Consider the following 18,917-nt stretch of genomic DNA (forward strand, 5'->3'; position numbering starts at 1 on the left):
CCTTCGGGCTGTGCGGGCGCCGTCAGCGGCGCTTCACGCCCAGGAACGTCCGTGCCTCGTCCGGGGACATCGGCTCCCGCTGCGCGAGCTTCACCAGGGTGGCCGCACGCTCCACGAGCTGGGAATTGGCCGTTACGGGCCGACCCTTGGCGTACGTCAGAGTATCTTCCATCCCGACCCGCAGATGACCGCCGGCCGACAGTGCCGCGTACATCACCGGCAGGGTGGTCCGGCCGATCCCGGTGGCCGACCAGGTCGCTCCCTCGGGGAGCGCGTCGACCGCGGCGACCAGCGAGCGCGCGTCCCCCGGCATGCCGCCGGGCACTCCCATGACGAGATCGCAGTGGACGTGCCCGCCGTACGGCGCGCCGTAGGTGTCCAGCAGGCGGCGCAGCGACGCGACCTGGCCCAGGTCGAACAGCTCGAACTCCGGCACGATCTCCATCGCCTGCGTGAGCTGGTAGAGCTCGGCCATGAAGGGCCAGGGATTCATGAACACGTCGGTGCCGAAGTTGACGGTGCCGCAGGTGAGCGAGCAGGCGTCCGGCGCGGCGTCGAGGACCTTCAGGCGATGCTCGTACGGGTCCGTGACCGCGCCGCCGGTGGACAGCTGGACGATGAGGTTCGTGCTCTCGTGGAGCGCGGTGACCGTGTCGCGGAGCCGGATCGGGTCGAGCGTCGCCCGGGCCTCGGCGTCGCGGATGTGGACGTGGATGACGGCCGCGCCGGCGCCTTCGCATTCCTTGGCCGCGTGGACCAGTTCTTCAAGTGTGACCGGGAGCGCCGGGGCGGCGACCTTCTCGGCCTCGGCGCCCGTGGGCGCAATGGTTATCAGTGTTCTGGCCATGGACAACATGATTTCAAGTAAACGCCCTGTTCGGCGTAAAATTTTTCGTAATTCATCGCGATGCCAGGCGTCTGGGGCCCGTACGGCAGAATGCCATCTCGTGCGAGCGGTGGTGCAGCGGGTGAGCCAGGCGAGTGTCTCCGTCGACGGTGACGTGGTGGGCGCGATCGACGAACCCGGCCTCATGGTCCTCGTCGGGGTCACCCACGACGACACACCCGCGCAGGCGGCCAGGCTCGCCGCCAAGCTGTGGGGACTGCGCGTCTTCGACGGCGAGGTCTCCTGCTCCGACCTCGGTGCGCCACTTCTGGTGATCAGCCAGTTCACGCTCTACGGCGACACCCGTAAGGGCCGCCGGCCGTCCTGGATCGCCGCCGCGCCCGGACCGGTGGCCGAGCCGCTCGTCGAGGAGGTCGTCGAGGCCCTGCGGCGCTTGGGGGCCCGGGTCGAGACGGGCCGGTTCGGTGCCGACATGAAGGTCTCGCTGACCAACGACGGCCCGGTCACCCTGATCCTGGACATGTGACGGGCCCGGAACCTGACAGGTCCACACCCGGCGGGCTCAGAACGCGATGATGCCGAGTATCGCGATGATGATGCCCACCAGGCTGGCGACCCCTGCGGCGGTCAGCACGAGCCGGTCGTTCTGCGCCAGCCGGGCACGCACCGCCGGCGAGTAGACGACCACCCCGGTATCCCGGTTCGGATCGTGGGACGTGGTGCGGCTGAAGGGGTTCGGCAGGCCGAACGCCCGCCAGACCGCGTCGTTCTTCACCCGCTGGTGGGCGGCCGAGCAGGCGAACAGACGTCCGCGCACCGGCTCGTGGCAGGCGAACCCCTGCCTCGTCATCACCCGGCAGACGGTGGGGTTCAGCGAGAACTCGTACAGGCACCAGGCCAGTACGCCGAGCAGCGCCAGCCGCCAGGCCCCGAGCACGATCGCCGCGACGATTAATCCGCCGATGGCGACCCACCAGATGTAGACGGGCTCCCGCTCCCGACGCCGCCGTCGCCCCATGTTCCCTTTCCTCGCCGAGGTCTCCGGTGCGCCGTCCGACGCACCATCCGACGGAGAGAACCTTCCCATGAGCGCCGCCCGTTATGATCTTGTTTGCCTGACGGATATCCGATTATCGGCGACGAAGGTCGATCTTGACGGTAGATCCCGAATCAGGGGAGACGATGACCTCCTGCGAGGCCGCCACGCCACCGGCGAGAAGCGGCTCCTCGACCGGGGTGTTCCGCTTGATCATCCCGAGCCCGATCGGTCCCAGCTCGTAGTGACGTGCGGCGGAGCCGACGAAGCCGACGGTGCGGCCGCCCAGCTCGATCGGGTCGCCGTGCGCGGGCAGGTGGTCGACGCTCCCGTCGAGATGAAGGAAGACCAGCCGACGCGGCGGGCGGCCGAGGTTCTGCACCCGCGCGACCGTCTCCTGGCCCCGGTAGCAGCCCTTGTCGAGGTGCACGGCGACATCGATCCAGCCGGCCTCGTGCGGAATGGTCCGGTGGTCGGTGTCCAGACCCAGGCGCGGGCGGTGGGCGGCGATGCGCAGCGCCTCGTACGCCCAGAGCCCGGCGAGACGCGCGTGCCAGTCGCGTTCGAGCTCCTTGCGCGGCACGATGAGGCCGTCCGTCGTCCTGAGGGCACCGCCGGGCGCCTCGGCGCCGGCTAGCGTCACGACGGCGTACGACTCCGTCTCGTCGGTCACCTCGACCCGCATCAGGAACCGCATCCGGTCGAGGAACTCCGCGAGGCTCGCGGCCATGCCCGGCTCGACGTGCGCCCAGACCGCCTCGCCGTCATCGACCAGGGCGAGGTGGTGTTCGACGTGACCGTTGGGGCTGAGCAGCAGGGCCTCGGCCGGCGAGTCCGGCGCCAGCGACTCGAGGTGCTGGCTGGTGAGGCTGTGCAGGAACCGCAGCCGGTCGGCGCCCGCGATGCGCACGACACCGCGATTGCTGCGGTCGACGACCGCCGCACCGGTCGCGAGCGCGCGCTGCTCGGCCGAGGGTTCGCCGTAGTGTGCCGCGACCTCCGTGTCGGGAGAATCGGCCGATACGGCTCCGGGGGTGCTCAACAGCGGGCTGTCCATACCCGCAAGACTACGACTTCCGGCAATTCCGGCAGCGTCCGTAGACGGTGAGGTGCTGCACGTCGGTCTCGAAGCCATGGCCGGCGCCCAGGACCTCGACCAGGCCGTCGGCCACGGAGGGGTCCACGTCGTAGACCTCACCGCACTCGCGGCACACCAGATGCACGTGCTCCGCCTCGGCGGCGAGATGGTAGGTCGGCGGCTTGTGACCGAGATGGGTGTGCTTGACCATGTCGAGCTGTTCGAGCAGCTCAAGGGTGCGGTAGATGGTGGAGATGTTGACGCCGCGCGCGGTCCGCTGCACCTCGGCGCAGATCTCCTCGGGAGTCGCGTGACTCAGCGCGGTCACCGCTTCGAGCACGAGCTGGCGCTGGGGCGTCACACGGTAGCCCCGCGCTCGCAGCTCCTTGTGCCAGGGTTCCGTCACGGAATCGAGTTTATGCCGCGGCGTCTTCGGCTGGGGCGCGCCTCGCGGCCGATCGGAGGGCGGCAGGGCGGAAAAGTCACTTGCCTCGTCGGGCGACCTGATCTAGCGTGCGGATTACGCGCGAAAGGAGGTGGTCCTGAAGTATGCATAGTACGAGGACTCGTGAGGTGGCTGTCCGCTAGTCGCCGTCCCGCCTTCGCCTCCTTTTTTTGAGGGCAGGCAACCGGTCGAGGACGCGGCCGGCGAGACCCAGGCAGACACCCGACCCCCGTGGCCGGCCGACCCAGTCCTGTCGGCCCCTGCTTCGCAGGAACAGCCCGGGGGTCGTCTCATGCCCGCCCGCGGTACGGACTCCAGGACGCGCGTGCACCCTGGAGCCGACTCCGTGAAGTCCTTCGAGACCGGTCCGCCGTGGGGTCTGTCGCAGGGTCATGCTGGTGCCGTGTGGCGCCGCCTGAGCGCCGCCCGGGCGTGGTTATCCACAGAACCCCGCTCTACTTCCGCCCGCCGCTGTTCTGGCTGGACAATGAGAGTGGGATGGCACCCCCGGGCGGGTGGGCTCCAGGTGGGTGGGTCTCCAGGTGGGTGGGCTCCAGGCGGATGAGCCCCACGCGGATGAGCCCCACGCGGATGAGCCCCACGCGGATGAGCCCCACGCGGATGAGCCCCACGCGGATGAGCCCCACGCGGATGAGCCCCACGCGGATGAGCCCCACGCGGATGAGCCCCACGCGGATGAGCCCCACGCGGATGAGCCCCACGCGGATGAGCCCCACGCGGATGAGCCCCACGCGGATGAGCCCCACGCGGATGAGCCCCACGCGGATGAGCCCCACGCGGATGAGCCCCACGCGGATGAGCCCCACGCGGATGAGCCCCACGCGGATGAGCCCCACGCGGATGAGCCCCACGCGGATGAGCCCCACGACGGGTGGGGCCCAGACCGAGCACGCCCAGACCGGGCGGGCCCAGGCCTGGGGGCCCAGACCGAGGACTTCGAGACAGGCCTTAGGAGACGCGCTTGAGCTGCGCGGACAGATGGGACTGCAGGCCCTGTCCCTCGGCCGCCATGTCGTACGCGTAACCCAGGTCCTCGCCGATGAGGCCGTACAGCCGGTGTCCGGCGGTGTACTCCTTGGCCGTCTCGGTGCGCGCGACCACGTCGCTCCGCAGGTCCACCCGCGTGCCGGTCGCCTCGCCGATGTAGATCTCGGCGATCCCGGTCGGATGCGCGATTATCAGTTCGACGCGCCCGCCGGGCTGCGCGCGCCAGTAGCCGCTCTCGCGTGCCAGCGGGGCGCCGAGGTTGCCCTCGTCGTCAAGACGCCAGGTACGGCTCGTGTAGATGAGGTACGGCTTGCCGATGTGGCTGAATGAGATCTCCTGCCCGAAGCGGAAGCTCTCGATGGTCGGATAACCGCCGACGCCCGCGCCCTCCCAGTCTCCGAGGAGGAATTTCAGCGGCTCAAGGTCGGGGTGCAGCTCATGCTCCATGTACGGCCAGCGTAGTCGGGTTTACGCGCGATAGCCTGATCGGGCTTGCGATCAAGGCGTCACCGGTGAACCGATGGGGCCACCGCCGCGTCTGATCTTCCTAGCCTGAAAGAGGCCCTCAGGGTCGAGGAGGACACGGGTGTACGCGCTGATGACTTTGCTGTCTGCCGGGATCGAGGCGGGTGCCGACGCGGTGTCGAAGAAGGTCGGCACGGCGCGCAGACGGCGGGTGATCGACAAGGCCGAGCCGGTCACGGACGCCGGCGTGGGGCGGCTCCGCGAGATCAGCGGACGGGCCACGGCCGGCCCGGCCGGGCAGATCACCGCGCCCTTCTCCGGAACACCCTGTGTCTGGTACGCCCTGACGGTGCACGAGCGCTACCACGCTTGGCGCCCGGGCCCGCTGGGCCCGGCGAAGGTCGTCCGGCACGTCAAGGTGGCCGAGCAACTGAGCGGCCCGCTGTACGTCACCGGCGACACCGCGGCCGTGCGCGTGGACGCCCGTGGCGCGCGGCTGGAGCTCGGAGAGCCGGCGTTCGCCGAATTCGAGAACGTCCCGAACGGCCCGTTGACCACCCGGCTGTCGGCCATGCTCGGTGGCCGGCTGCGCCCGCGGCACCGCGAACGCACGCTCGGCTTCCTCGTGGAGGAGCTCGTCGTCACCGTCGGCGATCCACTCTACGTCGTCGGTCAGGCGCGCACCGAGCTCGGTGACCTGGTGATCGGCAAGCCCTCGATGCAGCCGTTCATCGTGTCGAGGACTCCGGCCGTGCGGCTCACCGCCGCACAGGACTAGTGTGCCGGATATGGCACGATCACTCGTGATCAAGGTGACGGCGGGCGCAGAGTCGCCCGAACGGTGCAATCAGGCCTTTACGGTCGCTGCCGCCGCGGTGGCGAGCGGGGTCGGCGTATCGCTCTGGCTGACCGGCGAATCCGCGTGGTTCGCCCTGCCGGGCCGCGCCAAGGAGTTCGAGCTTCCGCACGCCACTCCGCTGGAGGACCTGCTCGGCATCGTGCTCTCGGCCGCCCAGGTCACGGTCTGCACCCAGTGCGCGGCACGGCGGGACATCACCGATGACGAGGTGATTCCGGGCATCCGCATCGCGGGTGCCCCGACGTTCGTCGAGGAGATCATCGCCGAGGGCGCTCAGGCGCTCGTGTACTGACGGCACCCGTCCAGGGCCGCGCCGCTAGGCCTCCGACGGCCGGCCATGGCCCCGTCACTGGGACGGACCGCATCCGGCCGGAGAAGGCCGCCACAGTCCGGACCGTGCGCGCCTCGCCGCGTCCTCCGCCTCGCGGAGAACGGCCGCGTACCGCGTGTCGGGCGGTACGGCCATGGCGCGCGCGAAGCCCGAGCGGACCAGCGCGGCGTTCACCAGCACCCCACGTGGCGTCCACAGGTAGAGGAGCCGCCGTCCGTACCGGTCGCGCGGCTCGGCGTCGCCGGTGGCGCGTACGGCCGATCCGGGCGGGGTGAGCCGGCGCAGCGCTCGGGTGGCCTCCGCGCCGAAGCAGTCGTGGCGCAGCCACTTCTCGGGCGCGTCCACACCGATGAGCCGCACCCGCGCCGGCCGCCCGCGCGTGCGCAGGACCAGCGTGTCACCGTCGATGACGCGCACCACGCCGGCCGTCACCGCACCGCACCCCGGCCCGCAGGACGGCCGGTGGGTCAGGTAGGGGCGGCTCGCCCGCGGGGCGCTCGCCGGTGCGCAGGCCACGGCGGCGGCGAGGCACCCGAGAGCCGCCGCGGTCGCCCCTGTCACCCTTGCGAGTCTGCACGGCGCCGCCGACAGTTCCTCACGTGTCGAAGAACGGCAGTGCTCCCCCGGGGTCCTCGAAGGCGGAGGTGAAGCGATGGGGCCAGTCGAGCACGTCCTCGAGCCAGGTGACCCGCATCCGCTCGGCGGCATGGGTGATCCGGTCGGCGGGGTCGAGGCCGACGCCGATCACGGCGAGGTCCCGGTCGAATTCCACATGATCGTCCTCGCCGAGAATCGCCACGCGTACGACCGGCCGGTTGGACTCCAGCGCCATGGACAGTGGATGGCGGCGTAGCGCGCGTACGCGGTGCCCGAACAGCGGCTCCGGTGGCTGCCTCAGGCCGGGCAGCTCATAGTCCAGCGGCGGGACCGGGTCGTGCTTGTCGGGGATGTCCCTGCCGCGAGGGAACAGCCGGCTCATCTCGTGCAGCCACCGCAGCTGGGGAATCACCCAGACCGGTCCGGGCAGCGGGTCCTCCGGACGGCGAGCGCCGCCGAGCAGGCGGTCGGCCACTCCGGCGACGCTTTCGGTGAGGTCCTCCGGAGCGTATGCCGCGCGCAGCATCACGGAACGCCGGCCGACGACGCGGTCGAGCACGGTCGCGAGCATGCACTCGCGCAGGCGTGGGTGCTGGGCCGCCCAGATGTCGCCCAGCTCGTCCGGCACCCGCGGCATCGGGCGGTCGACGAGATGAGACAGGACGAACGTGTCCGCCCACACCCGCAGCCATGCCCACTCGGGCGCGGTGGCGAGCAGGTCAGCCTCGCGGAGTTCGTACAGCGAGCACGCGCGCCCGTGGCGGCACTGACCGCCGCAGGCGGCGGACCGCCGTGCGGCGATGGGCGGCATCGGCCCGGGCAGGGTCCGCTCGCGGTCGCGTCCGAGCGGCACCCGCACCCGAAGCGGGCGGTCCATGCCGTCGGCGAACACGGCCGCCGCGCCGGGCGGCAGCGACACGACCTCGCGTGACTGGTCCTCGTCGAGGTTCATCGCGGCGCCGACCAGCCGCCGGTCGTCGTAGGCGGGCAGCCGGTGCACGACCTTGAGCGCGGTGTTCTTGACGACGTCGGGGACGAGCTTGGTGGGAATCTGCTCGGCCACGATGATGCCTTCGCCGTACGCACGGATCTCCGCGAGCATCCCGGCGAACAGTTCCACCGCGTGCGCGCTGGCGCGTTCTTCGCCGCGGTTGCGCAGCAGGCGGTGTGCCTCCTCGATGACGATGACGTGCTCGAGTCCGCGCGCGTCGTTGCCCTGGCGGCGGGCGCGGAGCCGCAGATGCTCGACGATGCGGATGATCAGCGTGCCCATGAGGAACGCCTTGTCCTCGTCGTTGGCGACGTCCTCGATCGCGAGCACGACGTTCTTGCCGAGCAGGCCCTCGATGTCGGCCGGATGGCCGCCCTCGAAGAACCTCCCCGCCGAGCCGATCCGCAGCGACCGCAGGCGTACGTCGACGAAGCCCTTGACGTCGGCCATGAGCTCGTTCCCGTACCCGACGTCACTGATGACCTGAAGGGCGGCCTGCTGGAGCTGTTCGAGCGTCGGCACGGCCGGCTCGATCGCCGACCCGGGCCGGCCCCGGCCGGTGACGACGTCCCAGCCGTTGGCCTCGTACACGCGTTGCAGCGCCTGCGACATGATCTGCGGGAACGGCTCTTCGGCGTCGAACGCGGCCTGGAACAGCGCGCGCACCATGTCGATGTGGGCCTGCACCGGGTAGCCCGGCTCGGGCGCGAGCGGGTTGATCGACAGTGGGACCGCCGCCGGGTCGGAGGGGTTCACGACGGTGACCGGCTCCCCGATCCGGCCCGCCATCGCGGCGTACTCCGACTTGGCCGGCTCGATCGCCAGCCACGGGATGCCCGCCTTGGTCAGCTGCTCGAGCAGATGACGGACGGTCTGCGACTTGCCCGAGCCCGTCGAGCCGGTGACGAAGACGTGCCGGTTGAGCGTCTGCAGCGGCACCGTGAACGTGCCGACCTGGCGGTCCTGCCCGTCGAGGATCGCGCCCAGCGCGAGGCCCTCACGCTGCGCGGGACTCGCGTCGGGGCCGCCGACCTCGGAGGTGACGTCGAAGTAGCCGGCGTCGAGGACGCGCAGGCCCGGGACCTCGCGGCGGGGCAGCCCGGCGAGCGCCGCCAGGGCGCCCGCGGTGGCGATGAACGGGGACTTGAGGTCCTGGTCCTGGGTGTCGACGTGAACGGCCTCGTGGAACCGCACGGACCGCTCTCCGGACCGCAGGCGGTACGGGTGGTGGCTCATCTCGACCGAGCCGACCAGGACGGGCGCGATCTGGTCCAGCTCCTGAGCGGACTCCGCGCCCGCCAGCACGCGTACGCGCCACAGCCCGGCCTCCTGGAACGCCTCCAGCTCGGCCATCCGGCGCTCGATCCGCTCCACCGCGAGCTCGTCGTCACCGCGGCGCTGCACCTGCAGCTCGTACTGCAGGTCGGTGACCTCGTCCTTCAGTACCTGCTCGTCGCACTGTTCGGCGATGACCAGCCAGCCGAACGGGCGCCCCATCAGGGTGACCAGCGTCGACTCGAAGAGACTCGGGCCGGCGTCGTCGCGGGTGGACATCAGCGGCGGCGCGAGCCGTGCCGGACAGCGGCTCCAGGTCATCGCCGCGGCGTCGGCAAGCCAGTCGTCGCCGATCTCGACGCCACGCGCGCCGTTGGGGAAGAGCAGGCCCTGCTGCCGCTCGTCCGACGGGGTGAGCGGACCCGCGTTGGTGATGAGCTCGAGGGGCGCGCCTCCGCCCCGTGACATCCAGCCCACGACGAACGGCCGGCCGCCCTGCGCCGCCGAGAGCACCGCCGGCAGGACCGTGACGAAGTCCCATTCGGCGGAGGCACTACGGGCCGGTGACAGAATCGCCTGAATTCGGTACCACGGTCCCTGAAGTCCCCCAGCAACCCCTGCCATCCATGCAGGATTACAGGAACGCACCCTTTCGTGCCAGAGGGGAATGACTTGTCGTGTCCGACCAAGGCAGGCCCACCTTCCTCCCGCCGGAGGATCCGGAGCCGTCCGATCCGCCGCTGCTACCCGGCCTTGAGGGTCCTGTCGCGCCTGGCGAACCCTCGCATGACCGGCGGGTACTGCTCATCGCGGTGCTGATGGCGATCCTGCTGGTGGGCACCCTGGCATTCCTGCGGTACGGCGATGGCGCCCCGTCACCGGCCCGCGCACTCCCGTCCGTCGAGTACGTGGCGGTGCCGGATTCCTGTACGGCCGCCGGGCCGGCCCTTCCCGCCGACGTGCGCCCGCTGAAGCCGCACCGTTTCGAGGGCCTGTGCACGTGGGAGCTGCTGCGGCCGGACCGGTCGCGCTCGCTCGAGGTGGAGTTCCGGCTGGAGAAGACCGCGTCTTCGGGTTCGTCGGGCACGGTCAAGGCCGCGAAGGACTTCGCCGACGACCTCGGCTACGCCGCCGACGGCGACCGGAACGGCGGCTTCGAGAGCGACCCCGAGCGTGTGGACGGGCTCGGGGATGAGGCGTTCGCCGCACCGGCGTCCAAACTCGTCGTGTCCGGACCCAGCGAGCAGAGCGCGAAGGCCTACGACATGGGCGGCGCGCTGGTGGAGGTCCGCAGGCGCAACGTCGTCCTGACGGTGAGGTGGCGCGGCGCGGACTATCCACCGGGCGCGCGTGGGCACAAGAAGCTGGTGGGCCGGAGACTCGCCTACCCGGACGCCAGGCGCCAGGCGATGTCGTTGGTCACCGCCGCGATGGGCCGGCTCCACTGACCGGAGGAGCCGGCACGCGCCGGCTTCTCCGTCGGTCAGCGCTTCTTCTTGCGGAAGTCGAGACGCTCCGGTGGCGGCCCGAGGTTGGGTGCCGGCCGTGATCCGTCCGGCGGGGTGACGTCCGGCTTGGCGTGACGGGCGCGCGAGGGGCCGGTGGCCTCCTCGTACTCCTGGATGTTCGCGGTGGGCAGCGTCATGATGCCGGGGTTCGCGTCGACCAGGAGGATGCGCCGCCCGGACGGCTCGGCATGGGTGAAGATCATGGCGGTGGGAGGGAGCTGCTGGAGCTCCTGCGGCTCGACGGCGAACTCGCGGGAGCCCTTTCCCGCGTCGGCGGCCCGCGAGGTGTTCTGCCCCCAGGCCGTCGCGCGGCCGATGCCGTCGGGCAGCGCCTCCTCGGAGGTGCCGGTGCCGTCGAAGACCGAGGGCACGGACCGCCCGACCGTGCTGGTGTACGAACCGTTCTCCGGGTCGGCGACCGCCTCGGCCAGCTTGTCGGTGAGCTCGGCGACCTCGAGCAGCTGGCGGGTGCCGATCTGCTCGGCCGCGACGCGGGCGTCCTCGGCGTTGCCGAGCCGCATGAAGCCCACCGCCGCGTCGCCGCGTCCCAGCCGCTCCTTCACGTGCGGCGGGATCGAGCGGTACATCAGGACCAGGCCGGTCGAGGTCGCCTCGCACGAGTCGATCAGCCGGTCGAGAACGTCACCACGCAGCTTCTCGGCACCGCACAGGATCAGGGTGTTGGCCCACGGCTCGCCGCCCTTGGAGGCGCGCAGCACGTGTGTCAGCGCCGCGGTGACGTACGTGCCGAGCACGCGGTTGGTCAGCACGCCGGCGCGGCGGTCGGTGGTGATGACGCGTAGCCGGCTCGGCGGGAGCAGGGTCGGGTTGGAGCCGAGCTTCTCAAGCTTGCGCAGCTGTGACTCCAGCGCCCAGGCCCGTTCGATGACGACCCGGTCGGCGGCGCCCCGGCCGAACATCGTGGTGATCTTCGCCAGCTCATCATCGGTGATGAGCCCGTCGCGCAGGTCGTCACGCGGGTCTCCCACCTGCGCCAGGGCGCGGAGGGCGGCGGTGATGCGCGGGATCGAGGCCCGGCCGCCGAACACTCCGAGGACGCGTTCGAGGATGGTGTTGTCGAAGGACAGGTCGCGGGTGCTGGCCTGTTCCTCGCTCACGCTCACCACGAGCGAGAGCACGTCGGCGAGCTCTTCGGGCCCCAGGCCGTGCGTGAGGTCGAGCTGCGGCAGGTCGCCGGGCAGCACCCAGACCAGCGGCCGCTCGCCCTGGTCGTCGCCGAGCTCGACGAGCTCTTTGGCGACCGCGCCCTCCGACAGGTCCAGGACGGTGACCTCCGAACCGCTGGCCAGCCTCGCCGCGCCCAGCATGGTGACCATCGCCGACCAGCCGGCCAGGGTGCCTCCGGCCACGTCGACCCGGCCCACTCCCTGGGGCACCGTGACGGCGTACCACTCGTGCTGGGACTCGAAGGCCTCCCGGCGGTGCTGCCACACCTGGTACGCACGCGCGTGCGCCGCGTGTGCGGCCTCCAGGCGACGGCGCCGGTCCTCCTCCTTGCGCTGGAAGCGTTCGTTCTCCTCCGCCATACGGGCGCGCAGCGCCTTTTCGCTCTGCCACATGGAGTAGCCGGTGATGACGGCGACGGCGGCGCACGCCACGAGGCCGGCGATGGCGAACGCCCACGGAAGGGTGCCGCTGATCCCGGCCGCGATGAACAGCACCGCTCCGACGCCGGTGGCGACGCCGACCATCTTGAGCGGCCGGTTGAAGAGGTTCTCCTTCTGCCGCTGCGACGCCAGCCACGCCCGGTCGAGCTGTTCCGACTCAGGAGGTGTCGGTCGCTTCGGTGGAGGCCCAGGATCGTCGTGGACCTGGGCATAGCGCCAGCCGACGTAGACGCGGCCCGGTTGCAGTAACCGCGCTTCGCGGGCTGTCACATCGACCACGTCCCGTACTTCTTCGGCTTCTCTAGGGGCACAGCGTAGAAAGCTTCGCGTGAAGTGGGGTGCGGTTTCAACCGACTAGAGGGGGTGTCGAGTGACCAGGAGTGGCATAACCGGCCATTGCGGGACACATCACCACATATCTCCCAATCTTGTACCAGGGGCTACCGGTACCCCTGCTGCCGTGGAGGCGGTTCGTCGCCCTGTGGCCGACCATAGCCCTGTGGCCGACCATACGTCCCGTATGGAGGGCCGGACGGCGAGGCCCGCCGCCGCTGCCCGGGCACCCGTCCCCTGAGAGCGGTGCGTCCAGGCCGGAGGCTCACTCGCCGCGCGGATGGTCTTCGTACGGCGGTTCGAAGGTCGGCCGTGCGCTCCTGTCGAACCCGGCCGGGGCCGCCGGATCGCCCTGGCTCGGTGCGTGGGCCGGGCCGGCCGTGGACGCCGGGCCCGTCGGGGCGGGGGCCGGGCCATCGCCCCCCGGCCTCCGCGACTGCGCTTTCCGCCGGACGAGCCTTCCCGCGACGATCACCACCAGGACGGCGACGGCCAGGATGAGGACGACTATGACGACGACAGGGCCCAGACCGGGGCCGTTCCGTGATGCCCCGGAAGGCGCGGTCGCGCCCGGCGCTGCGGTTCGCGGGTTCTGCGCCTGGTCGAAGCGCTCGTACGGGGGGTTCGGGGAGTTCGCCGGAACGGCATAACTCGTGTCCATCGCACGGCTGATGCGGATGATCCCGTAACCCGTCTGGGCGTCCGCGCCGGGCGTGCCGACGTCCAGGGCAGTGGCGATGAGACGGTGGACGACCTCGCGCCCGGACATCGTGGGGTTCGCCGCACGGACCAGAGCGACCGCCGCCGCGACCAGGGCCGTCGAATTGCTCGTCCCGTTCGTGTGGGCGTAGTAGTAGTCCTTGCTCTTCCCGATCGTCGGCATGTCCACGCCCGGTGCCGCCACCGACACATAGTCGTGAGCCTGCGTCTGCTTCCAGGGCCGCGAATAGTCGTCGGTCGCGCCGACCGCGAGCACGCCCGCGCACGAGGCGGGGAACTCCACGTCATTGTCGGTGTCGCCGGTGTTCCCGGCCCCCGCGACGAGGACCACGTCGCGCTTGACGGCGTAGGCGACCGCGTCCACCACCGCCGGGGGGCATGGTGATGACGCCCTGGCTCCCAGCGGCATGGCGATGACCTTGGCTCCGTGGTCGGCCGCGAACCGGATGCCCTGCGCCAGTGTCGTCGCGAGCCTGTCGGGCGAGATGGCACCGCCCGTCACGTCCACGGGCAGGATCTTCGCCTGCGGCGCCGTACCCATATACCGCGAACGGCCGAGGCCCTGGCCCGCGATGAGCGCCGCCATACTCGTGCTGTGCCCGTACTTGCTGAGATCGGTACGGCCGTCAGTCCCGTGCCCGGAGGTGTCGGTACCCGGGAGCACCGCACCTGCGATCTCCGGCATGGCGGCATTGACCCCGCCGTCGAGGAGCGCGACCGTGACTCCCTGCCCCTGGGTGACCGGCCATACCTTCTGCTCGATGCTCCACGGCGCGAACCACCACTCGTCCGTACGGGGCTGGGGGGCCGCCGCCGCAGCCGGAAGTGCCGACACGAGGGCCATGCCCAGCGCGCCCAGAGCGGCCAGCAGCCGTTGGGGACTACGCAATCGTGCACTCACTCCTCACGCCACCGGTGCCGGCCCGCGCTCGGGCTTCCGGGCAATGAACGGGAGCCGTCAGCCGATGAGTGGCGGGGCGACATCGCCGTCGTCGGAACCCCAGATGTCCTCGGCCTCGGTCAGCCAGGTGCCACGGTCACGGTCCTGCCCGGCTCCCTGATTGCCCATCATCGGCGGCGGCATCATCGGCATCATGCCGCCGGACCGACCGGCGTTCGCGGCATTCGCCGCGGTCGCCGCCTCCGCGGCGGTGGCGCCTCTCACCGTCCCGTTGCTTCCAAGGGCTCCGCTCTCGGCCACCGAGCCTGAGCCTGCACCAGGGACCGAACCGGAACCTGAGCCGAAGCCACCGCCGCCAGACCCTTTGAGTCCCAGCGGGTCGGAGCCCAGACCACCGATCTTGCCGAGTCCGGACTTGCTCGGATCACCGCCCAGCGCAGGAGGCACGTACCCGGGAAGGTTGCCGGGGGTCGATCCACCGCCGGTGCCCAGTCCGGTGCCGGTGCCGGTGCCGGTGCCGGTCCCGAGTCCGGTGCCGGTCCCGAGCCCCGTGCCGGTGCCAGGTCCGCTGCCGAGATTGGTGCCGCCCGTACCGCCGGTTCCGGAAGGCGAACCCAGCCCTGTTCCCGTGGGGCCGAGGCCGTTGCCGCCGATCCCGGACAGGTCGGTGCCACCACCACTGTGCCCGGTGCCGGTAGGGAGACCGGTCGGGCTGCCGCCGGTGTTCAGGGCGCTGAGGTTCTCGGGGTGGGCGCTGCCGCTGCTGCCCGGCAGGCCACTGCCGACACCGTTACTGCTCGGCACGTGAGACCCGCTCGACCCAGGATTGTTGTGACTTGTCCCAGGAGAATTCGGGTCTTGGTACGGGGTCTGCTTCGGGGGGGTCTGGATGTCCGGGTTCTGGACGGCCTCCGGAGGAAGCGTGCCGGGCGGCAGTTCGAGCGTGAGGTAACCCGGCATCCCGTTGTAGGTATCGCCGATAAAGCCGTTGTGCTCCCTCAGCTTTGCCTGTGCGATCTTGTCGACGTCTGCCATGTTACCCATTTAGACCGTCCCCTTTTTCACAGCCCGGGCACTACTCCTGAGTCAGCGTTGCCGTACTCGCTGCCCACGTCTTCCGAGTTCGCGAAGCCCGAATCCGGCAGAATCCCGGTGTCAGAGCAGTCAGACTGAAACTGGCTCGCGCTGGTATACAGTCCCCAGAGGTGATAGAGCCCCGAACTGTCCGTCTGGAAATAACTCTTGAAGGGCTTCAGGTGGTTTTCGCCGTGGCCTTTGAGAGATATTCCCAGCATCTCAGCTGAGTCGATCAGAGCTTTGGCGGACTGCCAGAGCATCGCCAGCTGCTGCTGACACTCCGGCGCACCGCTCTTCGGACCACCCCAGGCGGTGTCGAGATTGGATCCGAATTTCTTGAGAAACCCCAGAAGCTCGCCGTCGCCATCGCTCTGGAACGCACTTTTGAAGTCCTCGTACGCCTGTCCGGCGTCGATGACCGCGTCCGGGTTGGTGTCCAGCGCCCACTGCCGGATCTCCTTGGCGGAGTACAGGTTCTCGTCGTCGGCGGGGGTGTCGCCCTTGAGCGGACCGCCGTACATCTCACCCGTAACGTCACCCATGACCATCACCCCTCAGGAATAACTACCGGGCTGGACCGGCTGACCCGGCTGGGCCGGCTGACCCGGCTGGCCGGGTGGAGCCGCTTGGGCGGGCGGCGCCGGTTTCGGGTTCGCACCCAGGTCGATCGTCAGAATATTGTGGAACGTCACGGCGTCCACGTTGTCCACTTCGGCGCCGGTGTTGATGTTCTTGGTGGTCTCCATGCGCTTTATCACCGCATCGAGGGCAGTGATGAAGTAGTCGTAGGCCTGAAGCATCAGACTTGCGGCGCCACCCGCGCTGGCGTACAGGCTGCGGGCCGCCGCCCACTGGCCGAAGTCCTTGACCTGGAGGTGCGCTTCTCCGGCACGCTGCAGGTTTTCCCGCGCGGTCTTACCGCCCACCTTGCGGCTGTCGAGCTCAGCTCGCCTGGACTTGAGCCTCGCCATCAGGGCGTCGAACTCGCCCTGGTTGAACCAGAGCTCGTCCTTTGCCTCTGGATGGCTCTTGAGCTCATCCTTGATGTGTTCGGTACCGGGCCACGGCTGGTCTCCCCATGGATAGTTGGGGCCGACCTGTGGTTCTGGCGCCATGATCCTCCTCTCACCGGAGACCTACTGTACGCAGGATGCTATTCAGACTTAGGACGATATCCACTGCCGACCGGTTCCGCCGTGGCTCGTCTTCCAGATATCGCTGAAGGCCCACGGAGACGAACCACCATTCGTCCGCACGGAGCCTTGGGGGGCGCGGCGTCGGCGAGCAACACCGTCAGCCCTACCAGAACAAGTGCTCCCGCGCCGGCGAGACCCCGTCGCGTCAAACGCATGTCGAAGCCTTAGCCGATCGAAGAATCCAGAACCCTGGATCGGCGATGGGCTTCTGCTGTGAACTCGCCAGAAGCCCGGCCCGCCGTCACTTCAGCTGCTCGACCACAGGCGGGTGGCAGCGTTCTCCGCATCCTGGTAGGTGCCGTGGATCTGCGTGAGGGTGCTGCCGAACGACTGGATGGTCAGCGCCATGTCATCCGCCGCGTTGGTCCAGTTGGTGTGTTCAACCTCGTAGGCGCTGTTGGCCTTGCCGACCCAGGGAGCGAGGTCGCGCCTCAGCTCGGGATCGAGACTGTCGAGCTCCTCACGCAAGGCTCTGTACGCCTGCTTGAAGTCCTCCTCCGCTTCCGCCATGGACCCGAAGTGGACTTGAGTGTAACCGTCATCGGTACCTGACATCTTATCCTCCGAGATAGGTACGAGTCTTGTGTCGAAGAATGGGTCAGCGGTTGAGCAGACCCTGGAGCCGGTTCGCCGTCTCGTGCGTCTCCTGAATGGCCTTCTCGTAATGCAGGGTGCCCTGCTTCAGCTTGTCGCGCAGCGTCTCGAGTGCGTGGAGGACGTGCAGAATGTCCTCGTCGAATTCCGCGAACTTGACGTCGAACGCAAGCGCCGACGAACTCTTCCACGACTTACGGAGACCCAGGTATTGCTCCTCAAGCGTCTTCTTGATCTGATGGATCCTGTTGTACGACTGGTCGAGCCTGCCCACGGCCTTATGCGCCAGAGCCGGGTCGATCGCCGAAACCTGAGACGTATTACCGTCGATCTTCGACTCGGGAATGTAGGACGGTGTGCTCATACTTGCCTCCAGATGCTGGCAGTCCGCGGCCGACCGGACACCCCGCCGCCGTCCCGGGGGCGCTTGCGACACGAGACACGCCAATGGCCGCTCAGAACTTCGGTCAGCATACGAGCGGTTTAACCGCATTGTCCAGCGACATTTGGAAACTCGGCCACTCGGGCGAAAGATGCCGAATCGTTAACATCGACGATCGGTGCTAGACCGCTTCCTCTAGAGTGACACTCACCCCGTTGACCTGGGAAAAGACAATGCCTGCATAGCCTGCTTCGGGTCCAGTGCCGGCCCTTCCGGGATGAGATGGAGCAGATTTCCCGGAACCGGAGCGACCTTCTTCACGTCGAAGCCGAGTTTGCCCGCGATATCGGCGGACGGAACGGCGAAGCGCAGCCCCTGATCGGTCAGGATCGAGTACGAGCTGATGGAGTTGACCTGGTCCGGCGCGGTCAACAGGCCGAGAAGCGCGCCGTCGCCCGAGGGGAGCACCACCTGGTCCACCACGCCCGCACTCGATCCGCCCGACGTGGACGGGTCCGCGGTCGGCGTCGGCACGGTGCCGCCCAAGAACACCCGCGCGTCCTGTGATCCCGTCGCGGTGTTGGCGTAGACGACGCATAGCGGCGTCGCGGCGTCGTACGGGTCGATCTTGGGCATCTGGTCGGGCAGACCGTCCTTCGAGACCTTCGAGGTGGACTGCGGCGCCGCGGCCGCGACCGCGGGGTTGATGTCGACCGGCACCGGCTGTCCCTTGTACGCCAGCCGGCTGTCCGGGTCGTTCTGCAGCAGCACGCCCTCGGTCTGCTTGATCGGGGCGATGCCGTCCCGCAGCAGGACGTACCAGCGATCGGTGCCGCCGACCGTATGCGAGATGTAGAAGGTCCCGACGGTCGCCTTGGTGCCGTCCGGCCCGGTGACCTCGTCGCCGCGGTTCGGAACCAGGGGCGGGCTGAAGTCGGGCCCCTCAGGCACCGCGTTCAGCCACGTCGTCGACACTTCGGTCGGATGGTCGGTCCCGCTGAGCGGGCGTACTTCCGCTGCCGGCAGCTTCATCCGCTGATTCCGCCACACGACCCACGCGTCGCCGGCGCCGTGCACCACCACGGCGTGCCCGTCGCCCAGCGATCCTCCGCCGACAGGGCTGCCGACCACGAGCGAGGCGTACGAATGGGTGCCGCCGGTCCCGTTGTCGGCGCTGTGCACGCAGACCGACCAGGGACCGATCACCTGATGGGCGGCGTCGGGAAGCGACTCGGGCGCGCCGAGGATGCCCACCGGCCGGCCCCGCGTGAACTTGGCGAGCGAGGACTGCGACACCAGCTTGCGGGTCACGTTGTCGGTGTTGAGGATCAGCCGGGCGGAGGCGTAGTTGGCGACCGGGTAGAGCTTCTTGTCCTGCTGGCTGTAGACGTACTTGGTGCCGGTCTCCTTCTCGATGATCAGGGTCCCCGGCGCGTCGAGCCCGGATGCGCCTCCCGGCGACAGCAGGCCCCAGACACCGAAACCGGCGACGACCAGGATGCCCACCATCAATCCGGCGAACACCGAAACGACCAGCCTGCGCGTAGGCGGCTCGGGAAGATCGGGCTCCCCGGCCAGCAGGGCCATACCGATACGTTGCATCATCAGGCGGTGCGCCTGATACAGGTCACGACGAGTCTGCATTC

Annotated in this window: 20 protein-coding genes; 4 read left to right on the plus strand and 16 right to left on the minus strand. The window is 69.5% G+C overall.

Annotated elements, in window-relative coordinates; genetic code table 11:
* Positions 1–22: 22 nt before the first annotated feature.
* Positions 23–847 (minus strand): beta-keto acid cleavage family enzyme, encoded by an 825-nt coding sequence (locus FB559_RS09070; protein WP_141955186.1) that lies wholly within the window; start codon positions 845–847, stop codon positions 23–25.
* A gap of 100 nt (positions 848–947) precedes the next feature.
* On the opposite strand from FB559_RS09070, the gene dtd reads away from it, so the two are divergent.
* Complete coding sequence (dtd, locus tag FB559_RS09075; RefSeq protein WP_141955187.1) at positions 948–1,373, plus strand: D-aminoacyl-tRNA deacylase; 426 nt, start codon at positions 948–950, stop codon at positions 1,371–1,373.
* 36 nt (positions 1,374–1,409) lie between these two features.
* On the opposite strand, the gene FB559_RS09080 is transcribed toward dtd, so the two are convergent.
* The 5 genes from FB559_RS09080 to FB559_RS09100 all read right to left on the minus strand — a co-directional run bounded on the left by FB559_RS09080 (position 1,410) and on the right by FB559_RS09100 (position 4,861).
* Positions 1,410–1,865, minus strand: coding sequence for a hypothetical protein (locus FB559_RS09080; protein WP_246121464.1), 456 nt, complete (start codon positions 1,863–1,865; stop codon positions 1,410–1,412).
* 112 nt (positions 1,866–1,977) lie between these two features.
* Entirely contained in the window at positions 1,978–2,940 is a 963-nt protein-coding gene (gene ygfZ / locus FB559_RS09085; protein WP_141955189.1) for a CAF17-like 4Fe-4S cluster assembly/insertion protein YgfZ, read from the minus strand.
* A gap of 10 nt (positions 2,941–2,950) precedes the next feature.
* Positions 2,951–3,367 carry a Fur family transcriptional regulator gene (locus tag FB559_RS09090; RefSeq protein WP_141955190.1) on the minus strand — a complete coding sequence of 139 codons (417 nt, stop codon included), beginning with the start codon at positions 3,365–3,367 and terminating at the stop codon, positions 2,951–2,953.
* Between the two features lie 494 nt (positions 3,368–3,861).
* Positions 3,862–4,278, minus strand: a complete 417-nt coding sequence (locus tag FB559_RS09095; RefSeq protein WP_141955191.1) for a hypothetical protein — start codon at positions 4,276–4,278, stop codon at positions 3,862–3,864.
* A gap of 97 nt (positions 4,279–4,375) precedes the next feature.
* Entirely contained in the window at positions 4,376–4,861 is a 486-nt protein-coding gene (locus FB559_RS09100) for a nitrobindin family protein (protein ID WP_141955192.1), read from the minus strand.
* Between the two features lie 151 nt (positions 4,862–5,012).
* Between FB559_RS09100 and FB559_RS09105 the strand changes: the two genes are divergently transcribed.
* The gene (locus FB559_RS09105) at positions 5,013–5,657 is read left to right on the plus strand and encodes a GIDE domain-containing protein (protein WP_141955193.1); all 645 of its coding nucleotides are present in this window, start codon (positions 5,013–5,015) and stop codon (positions 5,655–5,657) included.
* A 10-nt stretch (positions 5,658–5,667) separates the two neighbouring features.
* Positions 5,668–6,030: a DsrE family protein gene (locus tag FB559_RS09110; protein WP_141955194.1), complete on the plus strand. Its 363-nt coding sequence runs from the start codon at positions 5,668–5,670 to the stop codon at positions 6,028–6,030.
* Between the two features lie 54 nt (positions 6,031–6,084).
* On the opposite strand, the gene FB559_RS09115 is transcribed toward FB559_RS09110, so the two are convergent.
* Positions 6,085–6,630, minus strand: coding sequence for a thermonuclease family protein (locus tag FB559_RS09115; RefSeq protein WP_185792110.1), 546 nt, complete (start codon positions 6,628–6,630; stop codon positions 6,085–6,087).
* A gap of 34 nt (positions 6,631–6,664) precedes the next feature.
* On the minus strand, positions 6,665–9,556 hold the full coding sequence (locus FB559_RS09120; RefSeq protein WP_141955196.1) for an ATP-binding protein: 2,892 nt from the start codon (positions 9,554–9,556) through the stop codon (positions 6,665–6,667).
* Positions 9,557–9,609: 53 nt separating this feature from the next.
* Here FB559_RS09120 and FB559_RS09125 point away from each other — a divergent pair, with 53 nt between their 5' ends.
* Positions 9,610–10,380 (plus strand): hypothetical protein, encoded by a 771-nt coding sequence (locus FB559_RS09125; protein WP_141955197.1) that lies wholly within the window; start codon positions 9,610–9,612, stop codon positions 10,378–10,380.
* Between the two features lie 35 nt (positions 10,381–10,415).
* On the opposite strand, the gene FB559_RS09130 is transcribed toward FB559_RS09125, so the two are convergent.
* The 8 genes from FB559_RS09130 to eccB form a co-directional block, all read right to left on the minus strand.
* Positions 10,416–12,347, minus strand: a complete 1,932-nt coding sequence (locus FB559_RS09130) for a hypothetical protein (protein ID WP_141955198.1) — start codon at positions 12,345–12,347, stop codon at positions 10,416–10,418.
* 319 nt (positions 12,348–12,666) lie between these two features.
* The gene (locus tag FB559_RS09135; protein ID WP_141955199.1) at positions 12,667–14,010 is read right to left on the minus strand and encodes a S8 family peptidase; all 1,344 of its coding nucleotides are present in this window, start codon (positions 14,008–14,010) and stop codon (positions 12,667–12,669) included.
* A 69-nt stretch (positions 14,011–14,079) separates the two neighbouring features.
* Positions 14,080–15,066, minus strand: a complete 987-nt coding sequence (locus FB559_RS09140) for a hypothetical protein (protein ID WP_141955200.1) — start codon at positions 15,064–15,066, stop codon at positions 14,080–14,082.
* A gap of 17 nt (positions 15,067–15,083) precedes the next feature.
* Entirely contained in the window at positions 15,084–15,641 is a 558-nt protein-coding gene (locus tag FB559_RS09145) for a hypothetical protein (RefSeq protein WP_141955201.1), read from the minus strand.
* 12 nt (positions 15,642–15,653) lie between these two features.
* Positions 15,654–16,214, minus strand: a complete 561-nt coding sequence (locus FB559_RS09150; protein WP_141955202.1) for a hypothetical protein — start codon at positions 16,212–16,214, stop codon at positions 15,654–15,656.
* Between the two features lie 327 nt (positions 16,215–16,541).
* Complete coding sequence (locus tag FB559_RS09155; protein WP_141955203.1) at positions 16,542–16,850, minus strand: WXG100 family type VII secretion target; 309 nt, start codon at positions 16,848–16,850, stop codon at positions 16,542–16,544.
* Positions 16,851–16,893: 43 nt separating this feature from the next.
* Complete coding sequence (locus FB559_RS09160) at positions 16,894–17,253, minus strand: WXG100 family type VII secretion target (protein WP_185792112.1); 360 nt, start codon at positions 17,251–17,253, stop codon at positions 16,894–16,896.
* Positions 17,254–17,478: 225 nt separating this feature from the next.
* Positions 17,479–18,915, minus strand: coding sequence for a type VII secretion protein EccB (gene eccB, locus FB559_RS09165; protein WP_141955205.1), 1,437 nt, complete (start codon positions 18,913–18,915; stop codon positions 17,479–17,481).
* Positions 18,916–18,917: the final 2 nt, after the last annotated feature.

The sequence above is a fragment of the Actinoallomurus bryophytorum genome, assembly GCF_006716425.1.
GTDB classification, from domain to species: Bacteria; Actinomycetota; Actinomycetes; order Streptosporangiales; family Streptosporangiaceae; genus Actinoallomurus; species Actinoallomurus bryophytorum.

Coding starts and splice junctions, on each gene's coding strand:
- FB559_RS09160 (WP_185792112.1), bottom strand. CDS start 17,253: ATGAGCACACCGTCCTACATTCCCGAGTCGAAGATCGACGGTAATACG.
- FB559_RS09150 (WP_141955202.1), bottom strand. CDS start 16,214: ATGGCGCCAGAACCACAGGTCGGCCCCAACTATCCATGGGGAGACCAG.
- FB559_RS09100 (WP_141955192.1), bottom strand. CDS start 4,861: ATGGAGCATGAGCTGCACCCCGACCTTGAGCCGCTGAAATTCCTCCTC.
- FB559_RS09070 (WP_141955186.1), bottom strand. CDS start 847: ATGGCCAGAACACTGATAACCATTGCGCCCACGGGCGCCGAGGCCGAG.
- FB559_RS09155 (WP_141955203.1), bottom strand. CDS start 16,850: ATGTCAGGTACCGATGACGGTTACACTCAAGTCCACTTCGGGTCCATG.
- FB559_RS09140 (WP_141955200.1), bottom strand. CDS start 15,066: ATGGGTAACATGGCAGACGTCGACAAGATCGCACAGGCAAAGCTGAGG.
- FB559_RS09080 (WP_246121464.1), bottom strand. CDS start 1,865: ATGGGGCGACGGCGGCGTCGGGAGCGGGAGCCCGTCTACATCTGGTGG.
- eccB (WP_141955205.1), bottom strand. CDS start 18,915: ATGCAGACTCGTCGTGACCTGTATCAGGCGCACCGCCTGATGATGCAA.
- FB559_RS09120 (WP_141955196.1), bottom strand. CDS start 9,556: ATGGCAGGGGTTGCTGGGGGACTTCAGGGACCGTGGTACCGAATTCAG.
- ygfZ (WP_141955189.1), bottom strand. CDS start 2,940: ATGGACAGCCCGCTGTTGAGCACCCCCGGAGCCGTATCGGCCGATTCT.
- FB559_RS09105 (WP_141955193.1), top strand. CDS start 5,013: ATGACTTTGCTGTCTGCCGGGATCGAGGCGGGTGCCGACGCGGTGTCG.
- FB559_RS09145 (WP_141955201.1), bottom strand. CDS start 15,641: ATGGGTGACGTTACGGGTGAGATGTACGGCGGTCCGCTCAAGGGCGAC.
- FB559_RS09110 (WP_141955194.1), top strand. CDS start 5,668: ATGGCACGATCACTCGTGATCAAGGTGACGGCGGGCGCAGAGTCGCCC.